The sequence below is a fragment of the Sphingomonas panacisoli genome, from assembly GCF_007859635.1.
Lineage (GTDB): Bacteria > Pseudomonadota > Alphaproteobacteria > Sphingomonadales > Sphingomonadaceae > Sphingomonas > Sphingomonas panacisoli.
In genome coordinates this window covers 1307700-1327084 of record NZ_CP042306.1, presented here as the reverse complement: position 1 = coordinate 1327084, position 19385 = coordinate 1307700, and the positions used below count along the sequence as shown (strand labels likewise).

Sequence of the window (19385 nt, the reverse complement as noted above, 5' to 3'; positions counted from 1 at the left end):
TTGCGGTTAGTCAGAAAGTTCAGGTGCCGATCCTGCTCCGCAGCCGCTCGATGGCGTGCGCCAACGTCGCCACCGCATATCCCGCCACCGCCGCCAGCCCGATCAACGGCTGCCCAGCGATCGCCGCCGGCAACAGGATCAACGGATAGGCCGCAGGCGTCGCCCACCACAGCTGGCGCTGCGCCGATCCGGCCGCGCGCTCGGCCAGCGCACCCGCGACCACAGCGCCGAGCGCGAGTAACGGCGCCGTCGCTGTACCCGCGTCGAGCCCCGTCTTACGTCCCAGTAGCAGCGTGGCCGCCCCGACCGTCACCGGAATCGCCCACCTTACCGTGGCGATCAGCCTTCGCTCGTCGCGCAGCCACGCCAGCACATCCGCCAACGCGAACAACGCCACCGCAGCCACGACGACCGCCAATCCCGGCGCGGGCCACCCCAGCACCAACGCCGCCAAGCCACCGATCCCGGCAACGATACCCGTCGCCGCGAGCATCAGTGCCGGCACGCCGCGCGCGACGAGCGGCGGCAGGGCGATCTTGGCGAGCGGGGCAATCAGGAAACGATCGACCCAGTTCGTCCGCTTGCCGAGCGCCGCGATCAACGCCGCCCGCCCCTTCGTCACCAGTGCCTGCAAATCGCGCTGGATGCCGTGTCCGTCGCGCACCGCCGCTTCGGGGAGCGCCAGTTGCGCCGCGCCGCGCTGCGCCACCACGCGGAGCAGCGACGAGGCGAAATCGTAGTCGCTCGGCAGCTTGGCGACGTCGGCGATGCGTTGCGGGTCGATCGTCGCGACCCCGGCCCACATCACGCCCGGTCCGATCCGCTCGAGCCCTTCAGCTTCCGGCGAGACCAGCAACGTATCGCCCTCCCGATCGCGCATCGCCTCGACCACGCCCCCTGTCGTGACCAGCCCGTCCGCCAGCCAGATGACACGCGCTAAGGGATGCAGTTTGGCGATCGCCTCGGCTGGCCCGCGCACCGTATCGACCGCGACGCCGCGGCGTCCCATCCGATTCACCGCGCCCAGCAATTCCGGGGTCAGCCGCGACACGACGACGACCATCTGCGAGGCGCCGGCGGCGATCAGCAACCGCGCCTGGAATTCGATCAGCGTGACCCCGCCAATCGGCAACGTCGCCGCGAGCGTGTCGTGGCGATCGGAAGCATCAGCAGTCGCGAATAGCAGCCCCGCAAGCATGACGGGGCTGTTACGGGGTGAAATGGCTTAACGCAAAGGGTTAGAGCCTGCCCACCGCACGGCGCAGCTTGCGCACCATTTCGGCATCGTGCGGCGTTTCCGCCGCTTCGGATGCCAGCGCCATCAGCCGGACCGCGCCGAAGCTCGCCGCCAATCCCTTGAGCCGCGCGGCGCCGAGCGCCCAGCCGGCGGCGTCGGTGGCCGCCTCGATGCTCGCGATCGCACGTTCCGCGCTATCGACGAATGCGACACGCAGTTCCGCAATCAGCGTCGGTTCGTTGCCAAGGGCGGCCGCCAAAGTGGCGTCGATTGCTCCGGGATCATAAGCCATGACGTTCTCGTATCACGCCGGGCTTTAACGGATCGTTGCGTAATCGCTTTGATCCGCGCCTATTTATGGTAAACAAAACGTCATGAGCGGGGGTTCAACCATCGTCGATCTGCGCGTGAGCGATGTGGATTTCGGCGTTTCGCCGGCGGCCGAGTCCGCCGATCGCGCAGTCGTGACACCGGTCGATGACGCCGAGCCGCTCGAGCTGGAGCAGTATGCCGAGCCGATCGACGAGCCCGGCCCGGCGCTCGAACTCGACGAATATGAAGTGCCGTCGAGCATCGCGGGCAAGGTGTGGGGAACGGTCCTCATCCTGCTCGCGCTCGGCTGGATCGGCTTTTTCGGTTATTTCGCCGCGCCGATCTTCTTGGCCGTGCCGCAGCCCCTAGCGATCAGTATCACGTCGACGCTCGGCCTGATCACGATGCCGCTGATCCTGCTCGGCGTCGTGTGGTTGATCGCGCGCCGGTCGAGCAAAGCGGAAGCGCGCCGTTTCAACGCGACGGCGCTGTCGATGCGGGTCGAGGCCGAGCATCTGCAGAACGTCATCGCCGCTATGACGAACACGATCGAGGCCAACCGCCTCGCGCTCGGCGACCAGATCACGTCGATGATGGCGGCGGCGAGCGGCATGGCCGAACAGATCGCCAACGCGCACGACCAGGCCGCTGCACTCGACGCCGCGGCGCGCACCGCCGAGGACAAACTCAACGTCCTGCTCGCGACCCTGCCCAAGGCGCATGCCGATACAGATTCCCTGGCGGCGAAGATCGAAGCGACCGGTCTGACCGCCAGCGAACGCGCCGCGGCGCTCGACGCACAGATCGTGGCGCTGACCGAGCGGGGCAAGGAAGCCGACGCGTTGACCAGCGGCGCCGCCGAGCGGCTTGCCGCCAACATCGCGCGGATGGAAGCCACCAGCGAAACCGCCGGTGCGCGGCTCGAAAGTGTCACGGCGACGATGTCCGAAACCGTCGATGGCTTGCTCGACCGCACCGCCAGCGCGGTGGACGAAGCCCGCAAGGGCATCACGACGCAGGGTGACGCGATGCTGGCGATGCTCTCCGCCAACCAGGCCTCGCTCGACCGCACCGCGACCGACAGCGCCAGCGCCCTTGCGGATCGCATCGCCGAAATCGAAGCCGTCGTGAACCGCGTGTCGGAAGTGCTGAACAACGGCCAGGCACAGGTCGATGCCCTCACGCAATCGATCCAGGACAGCCATGGCAGCGCCGAGCGCTTCGCCGGCGAGGCCGCACCGCAATTGCTCGACAGTCTGATGCGGATTCGCGACACCGCCAACGCCGCGGCAGATCACGCGCGCGAAGCGATTGAGCGGATCGTGCCCGACGCCGGCACCGCAATCGAAGCGGCGGGCAAGGAAGCGCTCGAAAAGAGCCTCGCCGCGATTGCCGATGCACAAACCGCCGCCGCCGCGTCGGCTACCGAAGCGTCGGACAAGCTCAACGAACAGATGCGCGCGATCGCGGATGCGTCGGGACATATCGAGGCGCGACTGGCCGATACCAGCGACGCGGACGGCTTTGCCCGGCGCGTATCGCTGCTGATCGAATCGCTGCAATCCGCCGCGATCGACCTGTCGGCGATCTACGCCGCCGACGTGCCCGATAAATCATGGGCGGCCTACCTGCGCGGCGATCGCGGGGCGTTCAGCCGTCGGGCGGTCAAGCTGGTCGGGCCCGGCGAACTGCGCGCCATCGCGCAGGCCTACGAGAACGACTATACGATGCGCGATCACATCAATCGCTACATCCACGATTTCGAAGCGATGCTGCGCGCCGTGTTGGCGCAGCGCGACAGCGCGCCGATCGGCGTGACGTTGCTGTCGTCGGATATGGGTAAGCTCTACGTCGCGCTCGCCCAAGCGATCGAGCGGCTACGGACCTAGTCGAGGCGCCCGAAGAAATCGAGCATCTTGGGCGTGATCCAGCCGAACTCGTAATTCGCCACGAATAGTGCCCACAGGACCGTCGCGACGATCGTCACGCGGATCGCGATGCGCCGGACGTTGAATTCATGCGGCGCACTTTCGGCCTGGCCGGGGACGTACTCTCCTCCCGCCTCATGCGTCGTGCGAACGCCAAAGGGCAAAACGAGGAACACCGAAAACGCCCAGAACAGGAAGTAAATCGCGAGCAGCGACGTCCAGCGCACGTCAGGCCTCGATCACCAGCACGTCGACGACGGGCTTCTTCCCGGTCCATTTGGTCGCGACGCGCCGTACCGCGAGTCGGAGCGTTTCGCGTAGGTCGGCTAGGTCGCCCTTGTGCTTGCGCACGGCCTCGGCAGCGGCGTCACTCGCTTCATCGAGAAAGCCGTCCTTGTCCTCTTCGACCGGGACGCCTTGCAAGCGTACCTCGGGACTGCCGACGAGGCGATAATTGCCGTCGATCGCCACCGCGACCGACATCTGGCCGAAACTCGCCAGACGCCGGCGCTCGTTCATCGTCGCGCCGTCGGCGGGCAGGATCACATCGCCGTCGAGCATCAACCGCCCGACCGGGGCATGGCCGATCTTTTCCGGCTCGCCCGGCGCCAGGCGGACGATATCGCCGTCGTTCTGGACGAGCGCCCGTGGAATGCTTTTCGACAGGCCAAACCGCGCCTGCTCCATCATATGGCGCATCTCACCATGGACCGGGATCAGCAGTTCGGGACGGATCCAGCGATACATCGCTTCCAGCTCCGGACGGCCAGGGTGACCGGAGACGTGAACATGCTCCTGCCGTTCGGTGACCATCTCAACGCCTTTGGCGGCGAGCTGGTTCTGGATGCGTCCGATCGCGAGTTCGTTGCCCGGGATCTGCTTCGACGAGAAGATGACGGTGTCGCCCGCACTGAGCTTGATCGGATGCGTGCCCTCGGCGATGCGGCCGAGCGCGGCGCGCGGTTCGCCCTGGCCACCCGTCGCGACGATCAGTACGTCGCGGCCGGGCATCGCCATCGCCGTATCGGGATCGACCGGATCGGGGAAGTTCTTGAGATAGCCCGTACTCCGCGCCACCGTCAGGATGCGGTCGAGCGAGCGACCGGTGACGCAAATCTTGCGTCCGGTCTTCTTTGCTACCTCACCCAGCGTCTGCAGCCGCGCAGCGTTGGACGCGAAGGTCGTGACGACCACCCGTCCCTTTGCCTTGCCGACCGCCTCGATCAAACCGTCGCGCACGCTCGCTTCCGAGCCGGACGGCTCCGGATTGAACACATTGGTAGAGTCGCAAACCAAGGCGAGCACGCCTTCGTCACCGATCGCCGACAACTGTTCGGGGGTGGAGGGTTTTCCGAGGACGGCGGGGCTGTCGTCAAGCTTCCAGTCGCCAGTATGGAATACTTTGCCGAACTTGGTGTCGATCAGGAGCGCGCTGGCCTCGGGAATCGAGTGCGCGAGGGGCACGAAGGTCACGCCGAACGGCGCCAAATCGACACGTTCGCCCGGCTTGATGACGTTGAGCTTCACGCGGTTGGCGATGCCTTCCTCTTCCAGTTTCCCGCGGATCAGCCCGGCGGTGAACTTGGTCGCATAGAGCGGCACGCCGAGATCGTCGGCGAGGTACGGCAAGGCGCCGATATGATCCTCATGCCCATGCGTCAGCACGATGCCGACGAGGTTTTCGGCCTGTTCCTCGATGAATTGCAAATCGGGCAGGATCAGATCGATGCCGGGATAGGCGGGGTCGGCGAAGGTCACGCCCATGTCGACCATCAGCCATTTGCCCTGACAGCCATAGAGATTGACGTTCATGCCAATCTCGCCCGACCCGCCGAGCGCGACAAAAAGTAGTTCGTTGTTCGGTGTCAATTCAACTTCCATTCCGTCATCCCGGCGAAGGCCGGGATCACCTTGTTTTGATAGGTCGCGCTTGCCGCCAGCGGCCCCGGCCTTCGCCGGGGCGACGGCTAGGCGTGGGCGCGTTCCCACATCATCGCGAGTCCCTGAATCGTCAGATCTGGCTCGATCGAATCGAATATGGGGGTGTTCTTCTCGAAAAGAACCGCCAGCCCGCCGGTCGTGATCACGGTTACCGGACGGCCCACCTCGGCCTTCATCCGCGCGACCAGCCCCTCGATCATGGCGATATAGCCCCAATAGATGCCGATCTGCATCTGGCTGACCGTGTCGCGGCCGATCACGGTCGGATCGGTCGGCGCCTCGATCGCGATGCGCGGTAGCTTTGCGGCGGCGGCGACCAAAGCGTCGAGCGACAGGTTGATCCCCGGCGCGATGATCCCGCCCTTGTACGCGCCGCGATAATCGATCCAATCGACCGTCGTCGCGGTGCCGAAATCGATCACGATCAGGTCGCCTTCGTGCAGCGCGTGCGCCGCGATCGCGTTGACCGCGCGATCGGCGCCGAGGCTCTGCGGCTCCTGTACGTCGATCGCCATGCCCCATTCGGCGCCCTTCTGGCCGGCGATCAGTGGCGTCTGGTCAAAATACTTGGCAGACAGCCATTCGAGATTGTGCGTCGCGCGCGGCACGACGGTCGAGATGATGACGCCCGTGACGTCGGACCGCTGATATCCTTCGAGGCTGAGCAATTGGCTGAGCCACACCGCATATTCGTCCGCCGTCCGACGCGGATCGGTGGCGATGCGCCAGCGACCTTTGACTTCGCGCCCGTCGAGCAGCGCGAAAACGACATTGGTGTTGCCGGCATCGATCGCGAGCAGCATTGGTTTTGCCTCGTTAGAGCAGGAACACGTCGCCGGCGTGAATGACACGCCGCGTGCCGTCCGCCAAGCGAAGGATGAGAGCGCCTTCGGCATCCAGTCCCTCGAAGAGACCGTCGACGGTCGATCCGTCGGGCAAGCGCGCGGTGAGCGGCGTGCCGGCCGGATGCGCGCAGGCAACCCAGCGGCGGCGGACGACGTCGATCCCTTCGCCGCGCCAACGCTCGACCCAGCGCGCAAACGCTTCGGCGAGCGTTTCGATGAAATCTGCCGGATCTATCGCGACGTTGTGCGCGGCCAAGCTGGTCGCAACGCGATCGGTATCGGTCGGATGATGCGCCAGATTGACGCCGACGCCGATCACCACCGCGCTCCCGGCGCGCTCCAACAGCACGCCCGACAGCTTGGCGCCGTCGATCAGCAGGTCGTTGGGCCATTTGAGCGTCGCCTTGCCGGGCAGATATGCGCCGACCGCTTCCTCCAGCGCCACCGCCACCACAAGCGCCAGCGTCGCAGGGGGCGGATCGCTGGGACGAACACGAACGATCGTCGAGGCGTACAAATTACCCGGCGGCGATACCCACGCCCTGCCCTGCCGCCCGCGGCCTTCGGTCTGGCGCTCGGCGCGTAGCCACACGCCCTCCTCCAGCCCGGTCGCGGCAAGCGCGATCATGTCGGCATTGGTCGATCCGGTCTCGGCGACCGTGCGGATACGTGCGTCGAATCTGGGGCTCAGAACAGCGCCTTCGCGGCCGCCGCCGACCACACGCCCAACGGGCGCAACGCAAGCCAGCCGACCGGCGAGATGAACAAGGCGAGCACCGCCATCACCGCATATTCGACCGCGCTGTCCCGGCTACGCTGGAACGCCGGCGCCGGAGCGTCGAAATACATCACCTTGATCAGACGGAGGTAATAGAAGGCGCCGATCACCGACCCGACGAAGCCTGCCACCGCGAACGGCAGCAGCCCGGCCTGCACCGCCGCGTTGAACACCGCCAACTTCGCGAAGAAGCCGAGCAACGGCGGGATGCCGGCGAGCGAGAACATGAAGATGATCATCGCCGCGGCCAGTCCCGGCTGCGTTTCCGACAGGCCCGACAGGCTGTCGATGCTCTCGACCGCGTTTCCATTGGCGTCGCGCATCTGGAGCACGACCAGGAACGCGCCGACCGTCATCGCGATGTAGATGGCGAGGTACAGCAGCACCGACGCGACACCCGCGGGTGTCCCGGCGGCAAGACCCACCAGCATGAAGCCGACATTGCTGATCGACGAATAAGCGAGCAGCCGCTTGACGTTGTTCTGCCCGATCGCCGCGACCGATCCGAAGATGATCGACGCCAGGCTGGCGAAGAACACGATCTGGCGCCACTCGGCGACCGCCGGGCCCATCGCCTCGATCGCGACGCGCACACCCAGCGCCACCGCCGCGACCTTGGGGGCAGAGGCAAAGAACGTCGTCACCGGGGTCGGCGCGCCTTCGTAGACGTCGGGTGTCCACATGTGGAACGGCACCGCCGACATCTTGAACGCGAGACCGGCGAAGACGAATACCAGACCGAAGGTCAGCCCGAGCGACTTGCTGGCGCCATAGGCCGACGCGATGCCGGTGAAGAGCGTCGTGCCGCTGAAGCCATACACCAGACTGATGCCGTAAAGCAGGATGCCCGACGCCAGCGCGCCGAGGACGAAATACTTCAGGCCCGCTTCCGCCGATCGCTGATCGCGGCGCATGAAGCTGGCGAGCACATAGGCGGCCAAGCTGTTGAGCTCGAGCCCAACGTAGAGCGTCAGCATGTCGCCAGCCGACACCATCATCCCCATGCCCGCCGAGGCGAGCAGGATCAGGACTGGATATTCGGGGTGCAGCGCGTCACCGTCGCCATGCGCGAAGAAGCGCGGCGCGACGAGAATCGACACCGCCGCGGCAGCATAGATCAGCACCTTGGCGAATGCGGCGAAGGCGTCGGCGCGGTAGAGACCGCCGAAGACTTCACCGGCATAAGAAGCCGGGCCGGCGAGCGCGATTCCGGCGCCGATCAGCACCGCGACCGCGGTCCAGCTGACCATCTTGGTCGAGCGTTGCCCGCCCCATGCGGCGACCAGCATCAGCGCCAGCGAGCCGATCGACAGGACGAGTTCGGGCATCGTCGCCTGGAGGGAGGTGTTCCAGTCCATCACTTCGCCTCCGCCGTCTTGGCGGGGATCGCCTTGCCCGGCGTCGGGGCGGCATCGCCCTTCGGCTCGGCGCGGTCGATCCGGTCGAGCAGGATCTTCACGTCGCCGCGCATCGGCGCGAGGAAGCTTTCTGGGTAGATGCCCATCCACAGCACCGCCGCGGCGATCGGCGCGAGCAGCCAGATTTCACGGGCGTTGAGGTCGGGCATCGCGCGGACGTCGTCCTTTGTCAGGTCTCCGAACACGACGCGGCGATAGAGATACAGCATGTAGGCGGCGCCCAGGATGATGCCGGTGGTGCACAGCAAGGTGATCGTGGTCGATACCTTGTACGTGCCGGCCAGGCTCAGGAATTCGCCGACGAAGTTGCTCGTCCCCGGCAAGCCGACCGACGCCATCGTGAATAGCATGAACAGGGTCGCATAACGCGGCATGTTGATCGCTAGCCCGCCGTAACGGTCGATCTCACGCGTATGCAGCCGATCATAGATCACGCCGACGCACAGGAACAACGCCCCCGACACCAGGCCGTGGCCCAGCATCACCATCATGCCGCCTTCGATGCCCTGTCGATTGAAGCAGAACAGGCCGATCGTCACGATCGCCATGTGCGCGACCGACGAATAGGCGATCAGCTTCTTCATGTCGGACTGCACGAGCGCGACAAGGCTGGTGTAAATCACCGCCACCGCGGACAGGCCGAACACCAGCCAGACGAGGCTCGACGAGGCTTCGGGGAACATCGGCACCGAGAAGCGCAGGAAGCCGTAACCGCCGAGCTTCAGCAGCACGCCGGCCAGGATCACCGACCCGGCGGTCGGTGCCTGGACGTGCGCGTCGGGCAGCCAGGTATGGACCGGCCACATCGGCATCTTCACCGCGAACGATGCGAAGAACGCCAGCCACAGCCACGTCTGCGCATGGACCGGGAAGTCGTGGTTGAGGAGCGTCGGGATGTACGTCGTCCCCGCCTCGTTCACCATCCACAGCATCGCGACCAGCATCAGCAGCGAGCCGAGCAGGGTGTAGAGGAAGAACTTGTAGCTCGCGTAGATCCGGTTCGCGCCGCCCCAGATGCCGATGATCAGGAACATCGGGATCAGGCCGCCTTCGAAGAAGATGTAGAACAGGAACAGGTCCTGCGCGGCGAAGGTACCGATCATCAGCACTTCGGTCAGCAGGAACGCGGCCATGTACTCGGGCACGCGCTTCTCGATCGAGGTCCAGCTCGCGCCGATGCAGATCGGCATCAGGAACACCGACAGTTCAATGAGCAGCAGCGCGAAGCCGTCGATGCCGAGCGACCAGTTGAACACGCCGGGCACCAGCGCGACATTCTCGACGAACTGCCATTGCGGCCCGCCGATCTGGAACTGGCTCCACAGCACGGCGCCCAGCGCCAGGTCGATCAAGGTCGCTGCCAGCGCGAGCCAGCGCGCATTGTTCGCGCTGACAAAAAGGCACGCGACGGCCGCAATCGCCGGCACCGCCAGCATCAGGCTCAGGATCGGGAAGCCGCTCATCGCGCGATCGCCCAGGTAACCGCGGCGGTCAGGCCGATCAGCATGACGAAGGCATAGGTGTAGACATATCCCGATTGCAGGCGGCCCGCGACGCGGCTGCCGAACGCGACGACCCAGGCCGAGCCGTTGGGACCGAAGCGATCGATCGTCCCCTCGTCGCCCGCCTTCCAGAACAAGCGTCCGAACGCGAACGCCGGGCGGACGAACAGCAGGTTATAGAGCTCGTCGAAATACCATTTGTGGAATACGAAATCGTAGATGACGTAGAACGTCTTCGTGAAGCGCGCCGGAATGTCGGTCCGCCAGATATACGCCATCCACGCACCGGCGAAACCGAGCAGCATCACGATCGTCGCCGACAGCTTCACCAGTTCCGGCACCTCGTGCGAGGCGTGATAAAGATGCTCGTTGAACGCGATCGCGCCGCGCCAATAGGTCTCGCCCGCGGTCGGATCGACGAACGCGCCGTGGAACACGAAACCCGCGAACACCGCCCCAATGCTGAGCAGGATCAGCGGGATCAGCATCGACAGCGGGCTTTCGTGCGGATGATAGGCCCCGGTGCCGGTCGGCAGATGCGCCGCGTCCGGCGCGCGCTCATCCTCGTGCGCACTCGTGCTCGCGGTCGATCCCGCTTCGCTGTCGTGATGGTCATGCCCATGACCATGCGCATCGTGCAGCGCGTGCTGGATATGCTCCGACTGCGCCCAGCGCGGCTTGCCCCAGAACGTCAGGAACATCAGGCGCCACGAATAGAAGCTGGTCAGCAACGCCGCGAGCACGCCGACGACGAACGCGCCGGAACCGCGGCCGGAAGCGAAGGCCAGTTCGAGGATCGCGTCCTTCGAATAGAAACCGGCGAACCCGAATACGCCCGCAATCCCGACGCCGGTGATCGCCAAGGTGCCGAGCAGCATCGCCCAGAACGTGATCGGGATCTCTTTCCGCAGGCCGCCGTAGAACCGCATGTCCTGCTCGTGGTGCATCGCATGGATCACCGAGCCGGCGCCGAGGAACAGCAACGCTTTGAAGAAAGCGTGCGTGAACAGGTGGAACATCGCCGCGCCGTACGCGCCGCTGCCCGCCGCGAAGAACATGTAGCCGAGCTGCGAACAGGTCGAATAGGCGATCACACGTTTGATGTCGTTCTGGCAGGTGCCGATCGTCGCGGCGAACAGGCACGTCGCGGCCCCGATCGTCACGACGAAGTTCAGCGCGACCTCGCTCGTCTCGAACATCGGCGACAGGCGGCACACCATAAACACACCCGCGGTCACCATCGTCGCGGCGTGGATCAGCGCGGAGACCGGCGTCGGGCCCTCCATCGCGTCGGGCAACCAGGTGTGCAGGCCGAGCTGCGCCGACTTGCCCATCGCGCCGACGAACAGGCACAGGCACAACACCGTCATCGTGTCGAAACGGTGACCGAGGAAGCCGATCGTCGATCCGGCCATGTGCGGCGCGTTCGCCAGGATTTCGGGGATCGAGACGGTGCCGAACACCAGGAACGTCCCGAAAATGCCGAGCATGAAGCCGAGGTCGCCGACACGGTTGACGACGAACGCCTTGATCGCGGCGGCATTGGCACTCGGTTTCTTGAACCAGAAGCCGATCAGCAGATAGCTGGCGAGCCCGACGCCCTCCCAGCCGAAGAACATCTGGACCAGGTTGTTGGCCGTCACCAGCATCAGCATCGCGAAGGTGAAGAGCGAGAGATAGGCGAAGAAGCGCGGCTGATCCGGGTCCTCGTCCATGTACCCCCAGCTGTAGAGGTGGACGAGCGCCGAGACGCTGGTGATCACTACCAGCATTACCGCGGTCAGCGCGTCGGCGCGTAGCGCCCAAGCGACGTCGAGGTCGCCCGATTTCATCCAGGTAAACACCTGTTGGACCGAATACGGATCGCCGCCGCTCAGATAGTGTATGAAGATCGGCCAACTGAGCGCGCACGAAACGAACAGCGCAGCCGTCGTGACGGCCTTTGCCGGCACGTTGCCGATGGCGCGGTTGCCGAGGCCAGCGACGATCGCCGCCAACAACGGCAGGAAGACGATGAGCTGGATCATGACGCGATGCCCGTCACCCCAGCGAAAGCTGGGGTCTCTGGCAACGGCGCGACGAAAGCGCCGCAAAAGATGCCAGCTTGCGCTGGCATGACGGAATTAGTCACGCTCACCCTTTCATCCGGCTGGGATCGTCGACCGAAATCGTCCCCCGGCCGCGAAAATAGATGACCAGGATGGCGAGCCCGATCGCCGCCTCGCCCGCCGCGACGGTCAGCACGAACATCGCGAACACCTGCCCCACCAGGTCGTGCAGATAGGCCGAAAACGCCACGAGGTTCAGGTTCACCGCGAGCAGGATCAGTTCGATCGCCATCAGCATGATGATCAAATTCTTGCGGTTGGCGATCAGCCCCATCACGCCCATCGCGAACAGGATCGCCGCCACCACCAGATAATGCGTCAGCCCGATCACAGCTCCACCCCCTGGCCGACCGGCGGCTGCATGGTTGCGCGTCGCGTCCTGCGGGCGGCGCGAGACCTGGCGGCTGATCTTCTGACCCTTTACGCCGCCGCGCGCGCGGTGGGTAAGGACGATCGCGCCGATCATCGCGACGAGCAGGACGAGCCCGGCGCCTTCGAAAACAAAGAGATACCGCGAATAGAGTAGATGCCCGATCGCCTGAATATTGGGCATCGCGTCCGGCGTCGGCGCGATGCGCTGGTCGAGCTGGAGGTTGCCGACCTTCACCGCGCCCACGGCATAGGCGATGATCTCGAGCGACAGTGCCACCGCAAACGCCAGACCGATCGCCGCGTAGCGCACGAACCCGGCGCGCATCGTCGCGAAATCGACGTCGAGCATCATGACCACGAACAGGAACAGCACGGCGACCGCGCCGACATAGACGATCACCAACAGCATCGCGATGAACTCGGCGCCGCATAGCAGCATCAGGCCTGCCGCGTTGAAGAACGCCATGATCAGCCACAGCACGCTATGCACCGGATTGCGCGACGTGATCGTGCAAAATCCGGACGCCAGCACCATCGCGGCGAACAGGTAGAAGGCAATGACCTGGATCACGGAATCAGGGGTCCCCGGGAAGTTGGAGCGCGATTAACGGTAGGGTGCATCGGCGGCAAGGTTCGCGGCGATCGCGCGTTCCCAGCGGTCGCCATTGTCGAGCAGCTTCGCCTTGTCGTAGATCAATTCCTCGCGCGTTTCGGTCGAAAATTCGAAGTTCGGCCCCTCGACGATCGCATCGACCGGGCACGCTTCCTGGCACAGGCCGCAATAGATGCACTTCGTCATGTCGATGTCGTAACGCGTCGTGCGGCGGCTGCCGTCGTCGCGCGGCTCGGCCTCGATCGTGATCGCCAGCGCCGGGCACACCGCCTCGCACAGCTTGCACGCGATGCAGCGCTCCTCGCCGTTGGGATAGCGGCGCAACGCATGCTCGCCGCGGAAGCGGGGCGAGATCGGATTCTTCTCGAACGGATAGTTGATGGTCGCCTTGGGCTTGAAGAAATAGCGCAAGGTCAGCCAGTGGGCTTTGATGAACTCCCACAGCGTGAACGACTTGATGAGTTGACCGACGGTCATGACGGAATTCCTACGCGCATCCACATCAGGTAGCCGGACACGACAAACACGAAGATCAGCGACAGCGGCAGGAAGATCTTCCAGCCCAACCGCATCAGCTGGTCGTAGCGATAGCGTGGGACGGTCGCCTTCACCCAGCTGAACAGGAAGAAGAAGAACAGGATCTTGGCGAACAGCCAGATGATCCCCGGCACCGCATACATCCACCCGACGTTGAGCGGCGGCAGGTAGCCGCCCCAGAACAGCACCGCGTTGAGCGCGCACATCAGGATGACGTTGGCATATTCGCCGAGCCAGTAGAGCGCGAAGCTCATCGACGAATATTCGGTCTGGTAGCCCGCGACGAGCTCGCTTTCCGCTTCGGTCAGGTCGAACGGCGCGCGTTGCGTTTCGGCCAGCGACGAGATGAAGAACACCACCGCCATCGGGAACAGCAAAGGATTGATGAAATTGCCGTTGATCCAGCCCCAGGCATAGCCGCGCTGCGCCTCGACGATGGTCGAAAGGTTGAAGCTCCCCGCCCACAGCACGACCGAGATCAGCACAAAGCCGATCGACACTTCGTAGCTGACCATCTGCGCCGCGGCCCGCAGCGCCGAGTAGAACGGATATTTGGAGTTCGACGCCCAGCCGGCGATGATGATGCCGTACACGCCGAGGCTCGACGCCGCGAGCACGTAGAGCAGCCCGACATTGATGTTCGCAAGCACCACACCCGCCTGGAACGGCACCACGGCCCACACGATCAGCGCAACGGTGAAGGTGATGATCGGCGCGATCAGGAACAGGCCCTTGTTCGCGGCCGAAGGGATGATCGTTTCCTGGAGGAAGACTTTCAAGCCGTCCGCGAACGATTGCAGCAGGCCGAGCGGCCCGACGACGTTCGGCCCGCGCCGCAACGCCATCGCCGCCCAGATCTTGCGATCGGCATAGATGATCATCGCCACCGCCAGCATCAGCGGCAACGCGATGACCAGGATGTCGATGATCGTGGCGATGAACCACGCCCAGCCATAGTCGAGGCCGAGATAGGTGAACCAGGAGGTCATTCCGCGGCCTCCGCGAACGACTGGCCGTGGATCAACTCCGCCGAGCATTGCTGCATCGTCGGGCTGGCGCGGCAGATCGCGTTGGTCAGGTAGAAATCCTGGATCGGATAGCCGGTGATCGTCCCCTCCGCCTTCGCGTCGAGCTTGGGCGGATTCCAGTCATATTTGGCGAGCCCGAGTTGGCCGAGCGCCGGGGCGTCGAGCGCCATTTGCGCGCGAAGTTCCTCCAGGCTGTCGAACGGCAGCGTCACCTTCAGCGTTTCGCTGAGCGCGCGGAGGATCGTCCAATCCTCACGCGCGTCGCCCGGCGGGAACACGGCGCGCTCGCCACGCTGCACGCGGCCCTCGAGGTTGACATAGGTGCCCGATTTCTCGGCATAGCTCGCGCCTGGCAGCACGACGTCGGCCGCCGCTGCGCCCTTGTCGCCGTGATGGCCGACATAGACCTTGAAGCTCTTGGTCAGCTTGGTGAAATCGACCTCATCGGCGCCCATCAGGAACACGAGCTTCGGCGCCGCGGCATAGATGTCGGCGATCCCGCCCGGCTGGCCCGCACCCAGCATGAGTCCGCCCATCCGGCTGGCCGAGAAATGCAGGACGTTGAAGCCGTTCCACGCCGTCCCGTCCTCGAGCGTGCGGATCAGCTTGAACGTATCGGCGAACTTGAGCGCCGCCCCGTGCGCACGCTTCACCGCGAGCCCACCGACGATCACCATCGGTGCCTTGGCGTTCTTGAACGCCTCCGCCGCCGCCTTAGGCAGCTTGCCGATCAGCGACAGATCGTCACCCAGCCATTCTGTCTTGTAGGTCAGGTCGGTTTCCGGCCCGATTGCAAAGACTTTCGCGCCTTTCTTGATCACCTTTCTGATCCGCGTATTGACCAGCGGCGCTTCCCAGCGAACGTTGCTGCCAACCAGCAAGATCGCGTCGGCGCGCTCGACGCCGGCGATCGTCGTATTGAAATTGACCGCGGCCAGGTTCGACACGTCATAGTCCGCACCGGTCTGGCGCCCCTCGATCAGCGAACCGCCCATCGCCTTGACCAGCGCCTTGGCCGCGAAGATCGTCTCGCAATCGACGATATCGCCGTGCACCGCCGCGACGCTCTTGCCCGCCTTCACCGCCGCGATCGCCGCGAACGCTTCGTCCCAGCTTGCCGCTACCAGTTTGCCGTTCTTGCGCACGTACGGCCGGTCGAGCCGCCGCCGCACGAGGCCATCGACCGCGTGGCGCGTCTTGTCGCTCGCCCACTCTTCGTTGACGTCGTCATTGACGCGAGGCAACGCGCGCAGCACCTGGCGCCCGCGGCTGTCGAGCCGGATGTTGGTGCCGACCGCGTCCATCACGTCGATCGACAGCGTCTTCTTCAGCTCCCACGGCCGCGCCTCGAACGCATAGGGCTTCGACGTCAACGCGCCGACCGGACACAGATCCACGACATTGCCCGACAATTCGCTCGTCACCGCGCTTTCGAGATAGGACGTGATTTGCATGTCCTCGCCGCGATAGATCGCGCCGATCTCCTCCACGCCCGCGACTTCCTCGGCGAACCGGATGCAACGCGTGCACTGGATGCACCGAGTCATGACGGTCTTGACGATCGGCCCCATATATTTCTCGGTCACCGCGCGCTTGTTCTCGGTGTAGCGCGAATTGCCGCGGCCGTACGCGACCGACTGGTCCTGCAAGTCGCACTCGCCGCCCTGGTCGCAGATCGGGCAGTCGAGCGGATGGTTGATCAGCAGGAATTCCATCACGCCCTCGCGGGCGTTCTTGACCATCGGCGTATTGGTGAAGATTTCCTGCCCGTCGCCGGCCGGCAACGCGCACGACGCCTGCGGCTTGGGCGGCCCTGGCTTCACCTCGACCAGGCACATCCGGCAATTGCCGGCGATCGACAGCCGTTCGTGGTAACAGAAGCGCGGAATCTCCTTCCCAGCCGCCTCGCACGCCTGGAGCACCGTGGCGCCGGCGGGGACATCGACTTCGATCCCGTCTACTTTGAGTTTAGGCATTATAGTCTGCTACTTAGCCATCATGTGATACAGCGGCTCGGCGACGATCAACCGCAGATCGGCGCGCTTCACCTTGAAATTCTGACCCGGCGCGATGCAATCGTTGAGCGTCGGCGCAAGTGCGGCGATCGCGGCCGTTTCCTCATCGCTTTTGCGCGACGATTGGGCGAGCCGCACCGCCGCGCCGGGCGCGACCGCGACCACGCAATCGCCAAACTGACGCATCGACGCCGATCCCGCATCGTAATCGGTGCCGGCCGTCTTTCCCGCCACCGCCAGCTTCCAACCGTCGCGGGCCGGCGACGCGGCGTCGAACTGCTTGCCGCCGAAGCGCGACCTCAGCGCAGCGTCGGCGATCTCCGCCCGTTCGCGCCAGGCGATCTGGCCGGCCATGACCTTGTTGTCGTTGCACCCGCCGTAATAGACCATGATCCGGTCCCCGGCTTTGCGCTCCTCGGGCGAGCCCGGCAGCGTGTTCAGCAGCGTGCGAACGTCCTTGATGTCGTTATCGACCACGCATTCGGCGATCGCGGCGCGATCGACTTCTTTTTCGGCATGCACCGGCAGCGCCGTCGCAGCGCCGAGCAATCCAGCAATCGTCAGCAAGTACCTCATTCGGCAGCCTCCTGTGGATGCGCTGGGGCATTCCTTCCAGACATCACTTCGCCCCCAGAGCCTTGGTTTTGTCGATTTGCGCGACCGTACGCTTGTACACGGCCTCAGCCAGAGTTGCCTGCAAACCCCAACGCGAAAGACGCATTTCCTGCTTGGGCGGCAGACAATCGGCGAGTGCGCTCGCAAGCCCCGCCAGCGCCTTGTTCTCTTCCGGCGTCGCCGCACTAGCCATCACGAAATCGCGCGTCGCAGTAGGCGCAAGCTTGGCCACGCAGCCGCCGAACATCGTCGATGGGGCAGCGTCTACCTCTTCGCCCGGCTGTCCGCTCGCGGGAGTCACGGCGGCGCGCATCGTCTGCGAAAGATAGCTGAAATCGTGGATGTACATCGCGCGATAGACCGCGCCGCGCAACAAGGCCGGCGACATCTTCAACTGGCCGGCAAAAAGGCAGTCGTTGGTCGTCAGCTTCATCAGCGCGCGCTCGACCGCCGCGTCGTCGGGCAACGCCAATGCGCGGCGCGTGCTGCCGAAATTCTGGATCATCACGCAATAGCCGTATTGGTTCAGCATTTCGCGCGACTGATCGACCTCCGACAGCGGACGCGACGGTGGTACGGCCGCGTTGGGCGTCGGCAAATTATACTGCCCGCTCGCCGGCAACACCCAGCAAGCGGCGACTAGCGCCAGCGCCAGGGGCCGCCCCATCGTCATTCGGCAGCCTCCTGCATCGGGGATAGATCGCCACCCGCGCGCTCGGCGATGCGCCGCTCGATTTCGGGACGGAAATGGCGGATCAGGCCCTGGATCGGCCACGCGGCGGCATCACCCAATGCGCAGATCGTGTGGCCTTCGACCTGCTTCGTCACGTTGAACAGGGTATCGATTTCGGAAATGTCGGCATCGCCGGTGCGCAGCCGCTCCATCACCCGCCACATCCAGCCAGTACCTTCGCGGCACGGCGTGCACTGGCCGCAGCTTTCGTGCTTGTAGAAGTACGAGATGCGGCTGATCGCGCGGACGATGTCGGTGGACTTGTCCATGACGATAACCGCCGCGGTGCCGAGACCCGAGCCCAGCGCCTTGAGCCCGTCGAAATCCATCGGGCAGTCCATGATCTGCGCCGCCGGGACCAGCGGCACCGACGATCCGCCCGGGATCACCGCGAGCAGATTGTCCCACCCGCCGCGAATGCCGCCGCAATGTTCCTCGATCAGCTGGCGGAACGGGATCGACATAGCTTCCTCGACCACGCACGGCTTGTTCACATGCCCGCTGATCTGGAAGAGCTTGGTGCCCTTGTTGTTCTCCGCGCCAAAGCTCGCGAACCATTCGGGACCACGCCGCAGGATGGTCGGGGCGACGGCGATGCTCTCGACGTTGTTGACCGTGGTCGGACAGCCATAAAGGCCCGCGCCCGCCGGGAATGGCGGCTTGAGGCGCGGCTGACCCTTCTTGCCCTCCAGGCTTTCGAGCATCGCGGTTTCTTCGCCGCAGATATACGCGCCCGCGCCGCGGTGGCAGAACACGTCGAAGTCATAACCCGATCCGCAAGCATTCTTGCCGATCAACCCGGCGTCATATGCCTCGGCAATCGCGGCGAAGAGGGTTTCCGCCTCGCGGATATACTCGCCACGGATGTAGATGTACGCCGCCCGCGCGCGCATCGCGAAGCCGGCGACCAGCGCACCCTCGATCAGCTTGTGCGGATCGTGGCGGATGATCTCGCGGTCCTTGCACGATCCGGGTTCGGATTCGTCGGCGTTGATGACTAGGAAGTTGGGCCGGTCGGGCCGCGGTTCCTTGGGCATGAAGCCCCATTTCGTGCCGGTCGGGAACCCTGCCCCGCCGCGCCCGCGCAGGCCCGACGCCTTGATGCGGTCGATGATCGTGTCGGCGCCGATCTCCAGCAGTTTCTTGGTGTTATCCCAATCACCACGCTTCTTCGCGGCCGCCAGACCCCAGGGCTGGAAGCCATAAACGTTGGTAAAAATGCGATCCTTGTCAGCGAGCATCAGCGCCGCCCTCCCATCGCACCACGCAGGAAGTAGAAGGCGACCAGCACGATCCCGACCGCCAACACGATACCGATCAGCGCGAAGGCGATCTTGAGGACGACCCCCAGCACCACCAGCGCGCCGATGATCACGAACACCGCGAGAATGGGGTTCATCCCG

At 64.8% G+C, this 19385-nt stretch carries 18 protein-coding genes and 1 pseudogene; 1 reads left to right on the top strand and 18 read right to left on the bottom strand.

Going from position 1 to position 19385, the window contains the following annotated elements; genetic code table 11:
- Nucleotides 1–19: 19 nt before the first annotated feature.
- Nucleotides 20–1198 (bottom strand): hypothetical protein, encoded by a 1179-nt coding sequence (locus FPZ24_RS06735; protein WP_146570416.1) that lies wholly within the window; start codon nucleotides 1196–1198, stop codon nucleotides 20–22.
- 40 nt (nucleotides 1199–1238) lie between these two features.
- On the bottom strand, nucleotides 1239–1529 hold the full coding sequence (locus tag FPZ24_RS06730) for an Hpt domain-containing protein (RefSeq protein WP_146570414.1): 291 nt from the start codon (nucleotides 1527–1529) through the stop codon (nucleotides 1239–1241).
- Between the two features lie 82 nt (nucleotides 1530–1611).
- On the opposite strand from FPZ24_RS06730, the gene FPZ24_RS06725 reads away from it, so the two are divergent.
- On the top strand, nucleotides 1612–3438 hold the full coding sequence (locus FPZ24_RS06725) for a hypothetical protein (RefSeq protein WP_146570412.1): 1827 nt from the start codon (nucleotides 1612–1614) through the stop codon (nucleotides 3436–3438).
- Here the strand turns inward: FPZ24_RS06725 and FPZ24_RS06720 are convergent.
- The 16 genes and pseudogenes from FPZ24_RS06720 to FPZ24_RS17085 all read right to left on the bottom strand — a co-directional run bounded on the left by FPZ24_RS06720 (nucleotide 3435) and on the right by FPZ24_RS17085 (nucleotide 19381).
- Nucleotides 3435–3704, bottom strand: a complete 270-nt coding sequence (locus tag FPZ24_RS06720; RefSeq protein WP_146570410.1) for a DUF1467 family protein — start codon at nucleotides 3702–3704, stop codon at nucleotides 3435–3437. The two genes, FPZ24_RS06725 and FPZ24_RS06720, sit on opposite strands and share 4 nt — an antisense overlap.
- Nucleotide 3705: 1 nt before the next feature.
- The gene (locus tag FPZ24_RS06715) at nucleotides 3706–5346 is read right to left on the bottom strand and encodes a ribonuclease J (protein WP_146574249.1); all 1641 of its coding nucleotides are present in this window, start codon (nucleotides 5344–5346) and stop codon (nucleotides 3706–3708) included.
- 98 nt (nucleotides 5347–5444) lie between these two features.
- Nucleotides 5445–6221 carry a type III pantothenate kinase gene (locus FPZ24_RS06710; protein WP_146570408.1) on the bottom strand — a complete coding sequence of 259 codons (777 nt, stop codon included), beginning with the start codon at nucleotides 6219–6221 and terminating at the stop codon, nucleotides 5445–5447.
- A gap of 13 nt (nucleotides 6222–6234) precedes the next feature.
- Entirely contained in the window at nucleotides 6235–6891 is a 657-nt protein-coding gene (locus FPZ24_RS06705; protein ID WP_240047648.1) for a biotin--[acetyl-CoA-carboxylase] ligase, read from the bottom strand.
- Between the two features lie 59 nt (nucleotides 6892–6950).
- The gene (gene nuoN, locus FPZ24_RS06700; protein WP_146570406.1) at nucleotides 6951–8399 is read right to left on the bottom strand and encodes an NADH-quinone oxidoreductase subunit NuoN; all 1449 of its coding nucleotides are present in this window, start codon (nucleotides 8397–8399) and stop codon (nucleotides 6951–6953) included.
- Nucleotides 8399–9922, bottom strand: coding sequence for an NADH-quinone oxidoreductase subunit M (locus tag FPZ24_RS06695; protein ID WP_146570404.1), 1524 nt, complete (start codon nucleotides 9920–9922; stop codon nucleotides 8399–8401). The genes nuoN and FPZ24_RS06695 overlap by 1 nt, the downstream gene beginning before the upstream one ends.
- Nucleotides 9919–11988: an NADH-quinone oxidoreductase subunit L gene (gene nuoL / locus FPZ24_RS06690; protein ID WP_146570402.1), complete on the bottom strand. Its 2070-nt coding sequence runs from the start codon at nucleotides 11986–11988 to the stop codon at nucleotides 9919–9921. The genes FPZ24_RS06695 and nuoL overlap by 4 nt, the downstream gene beginning before the upstream one ends.
- Before the next feature lie 106 nt (nucleotides 11989–12094).
- Nucleotides 12095–12400 (bottom strand): NADH-quinone oxidoreductase subunit NuoK, encoded by a 306-nt coding sequence (gene nuoK / locus FPZ24_RS06685; RefSeq protein ID WP_146570401.1) that lies wholly within the window; start codon nucleotides 12398–12400, stop codon nucleotides 12095–12097.
- Nucleotides 12397–13012, bottom strand: a pseudogene (locus tag FPZ24_RS06680) (NADH-quinone oxidoreductase subunit J). Before FPZ24_RS06680 ends, nuoK begins: the two are co-directional and overlap by 4 nt.
- Nucleotides 13013–13045: 33 nt before the next feature.
- Nucleotides 13046–13531, bottom strand: coding sequence for an NADH-quinone oxidoreductase subunit NuoI (gene nuoI, locus FPZ24_RS06675; protein WP_146570399.1), 486 nt, complete (start codon nucleotides 13529–13531; stop codon nucleotides 13046–13048).
- Nucleotides 13528–14580: an NADH-quinone oxidoreductase subunit NuoH gene (gene nuoH / locus FPZ24_RS06670; RefSeq protein ID WP_146570396.1), complete on the bottom strand. Its 1053-nt coding sequence runs from the start codon at nucleotides 14578–14580 to the stop codon at nucleotides 13528–13530. The genes nuoI and nuoH overlap by 4 nt, the downstream gene beginning before the upstream one ends.
- Nucleotides 14577–16595, bottom strand: a complete 2019-nt coding sequence (gene nuoG, locus FPZ24_RS06665; RefSeq protein ID WP_146570394.1) for an NADH-quinone oxidoreductase subunit NuoG — start codon at nucleotides 16593–16595, stop codon at nucleotides 14577–14579. The genes nuoH and nuoG overlap by 4 nt, the downstream gene beginning before the upstream one ends.
- Before the next feature lie 9 nt (nucleotides 16596–16604).
- Nucleotides 16605–17210 (bottom strand): hypothetical protein, encoded by a 606-nt coding sequence (locus FPZ24_RS06660; RefSeq protein WP_146570392.1) that lies wholly within the window; start codon nucleotides 17208–17210, stop codon nucleotides 16605–16607.
- 43 nt (nucleotides 17211–17253) lie between these two features.
- Complete coding sequence (locus FPZ24_RS06655) at nucleotides 17254–17922, bottom strand: hypothetical protein (RefSeq protein ID WP_146570390.1); 669 nt, start codon at nucleotides 17920–17922, stop codon at nucleotides 17254–17256.
- Complete coding sequence (gene nuoF / locus FPZ24_RS06650) at nucleotides 17919–19223, bottom strand: NADH-quinone oxidoreductase subunit NuoF (RefSeq protein WP_146570388.1); 1305 nt, start codon at nucleotides 19221–19223, stop codon at nucleotides 17919–17921. The genes FPZ24_RS06655 and nuoF overlap by 4 nt, the downstream gene beginning before the upstream one ends.
- Nucleotides 19223–19381 (bottom strand): hypothetical protein, encoded by a 159-nt coding sequence (locus tag FPZ24_RS17085; protein WP_186729104.1) that lies wholly within the window; start codon nucleotides 19379–19381, stop codon nucleotides 19223–19225. Before FPZ24_RS17085 ends, nuoF begins: the two co-directional genes overlap by 1 nt.
- Between the last annotated feature and the right edge of the window lie 4 nt (nucleotides 19382–19385).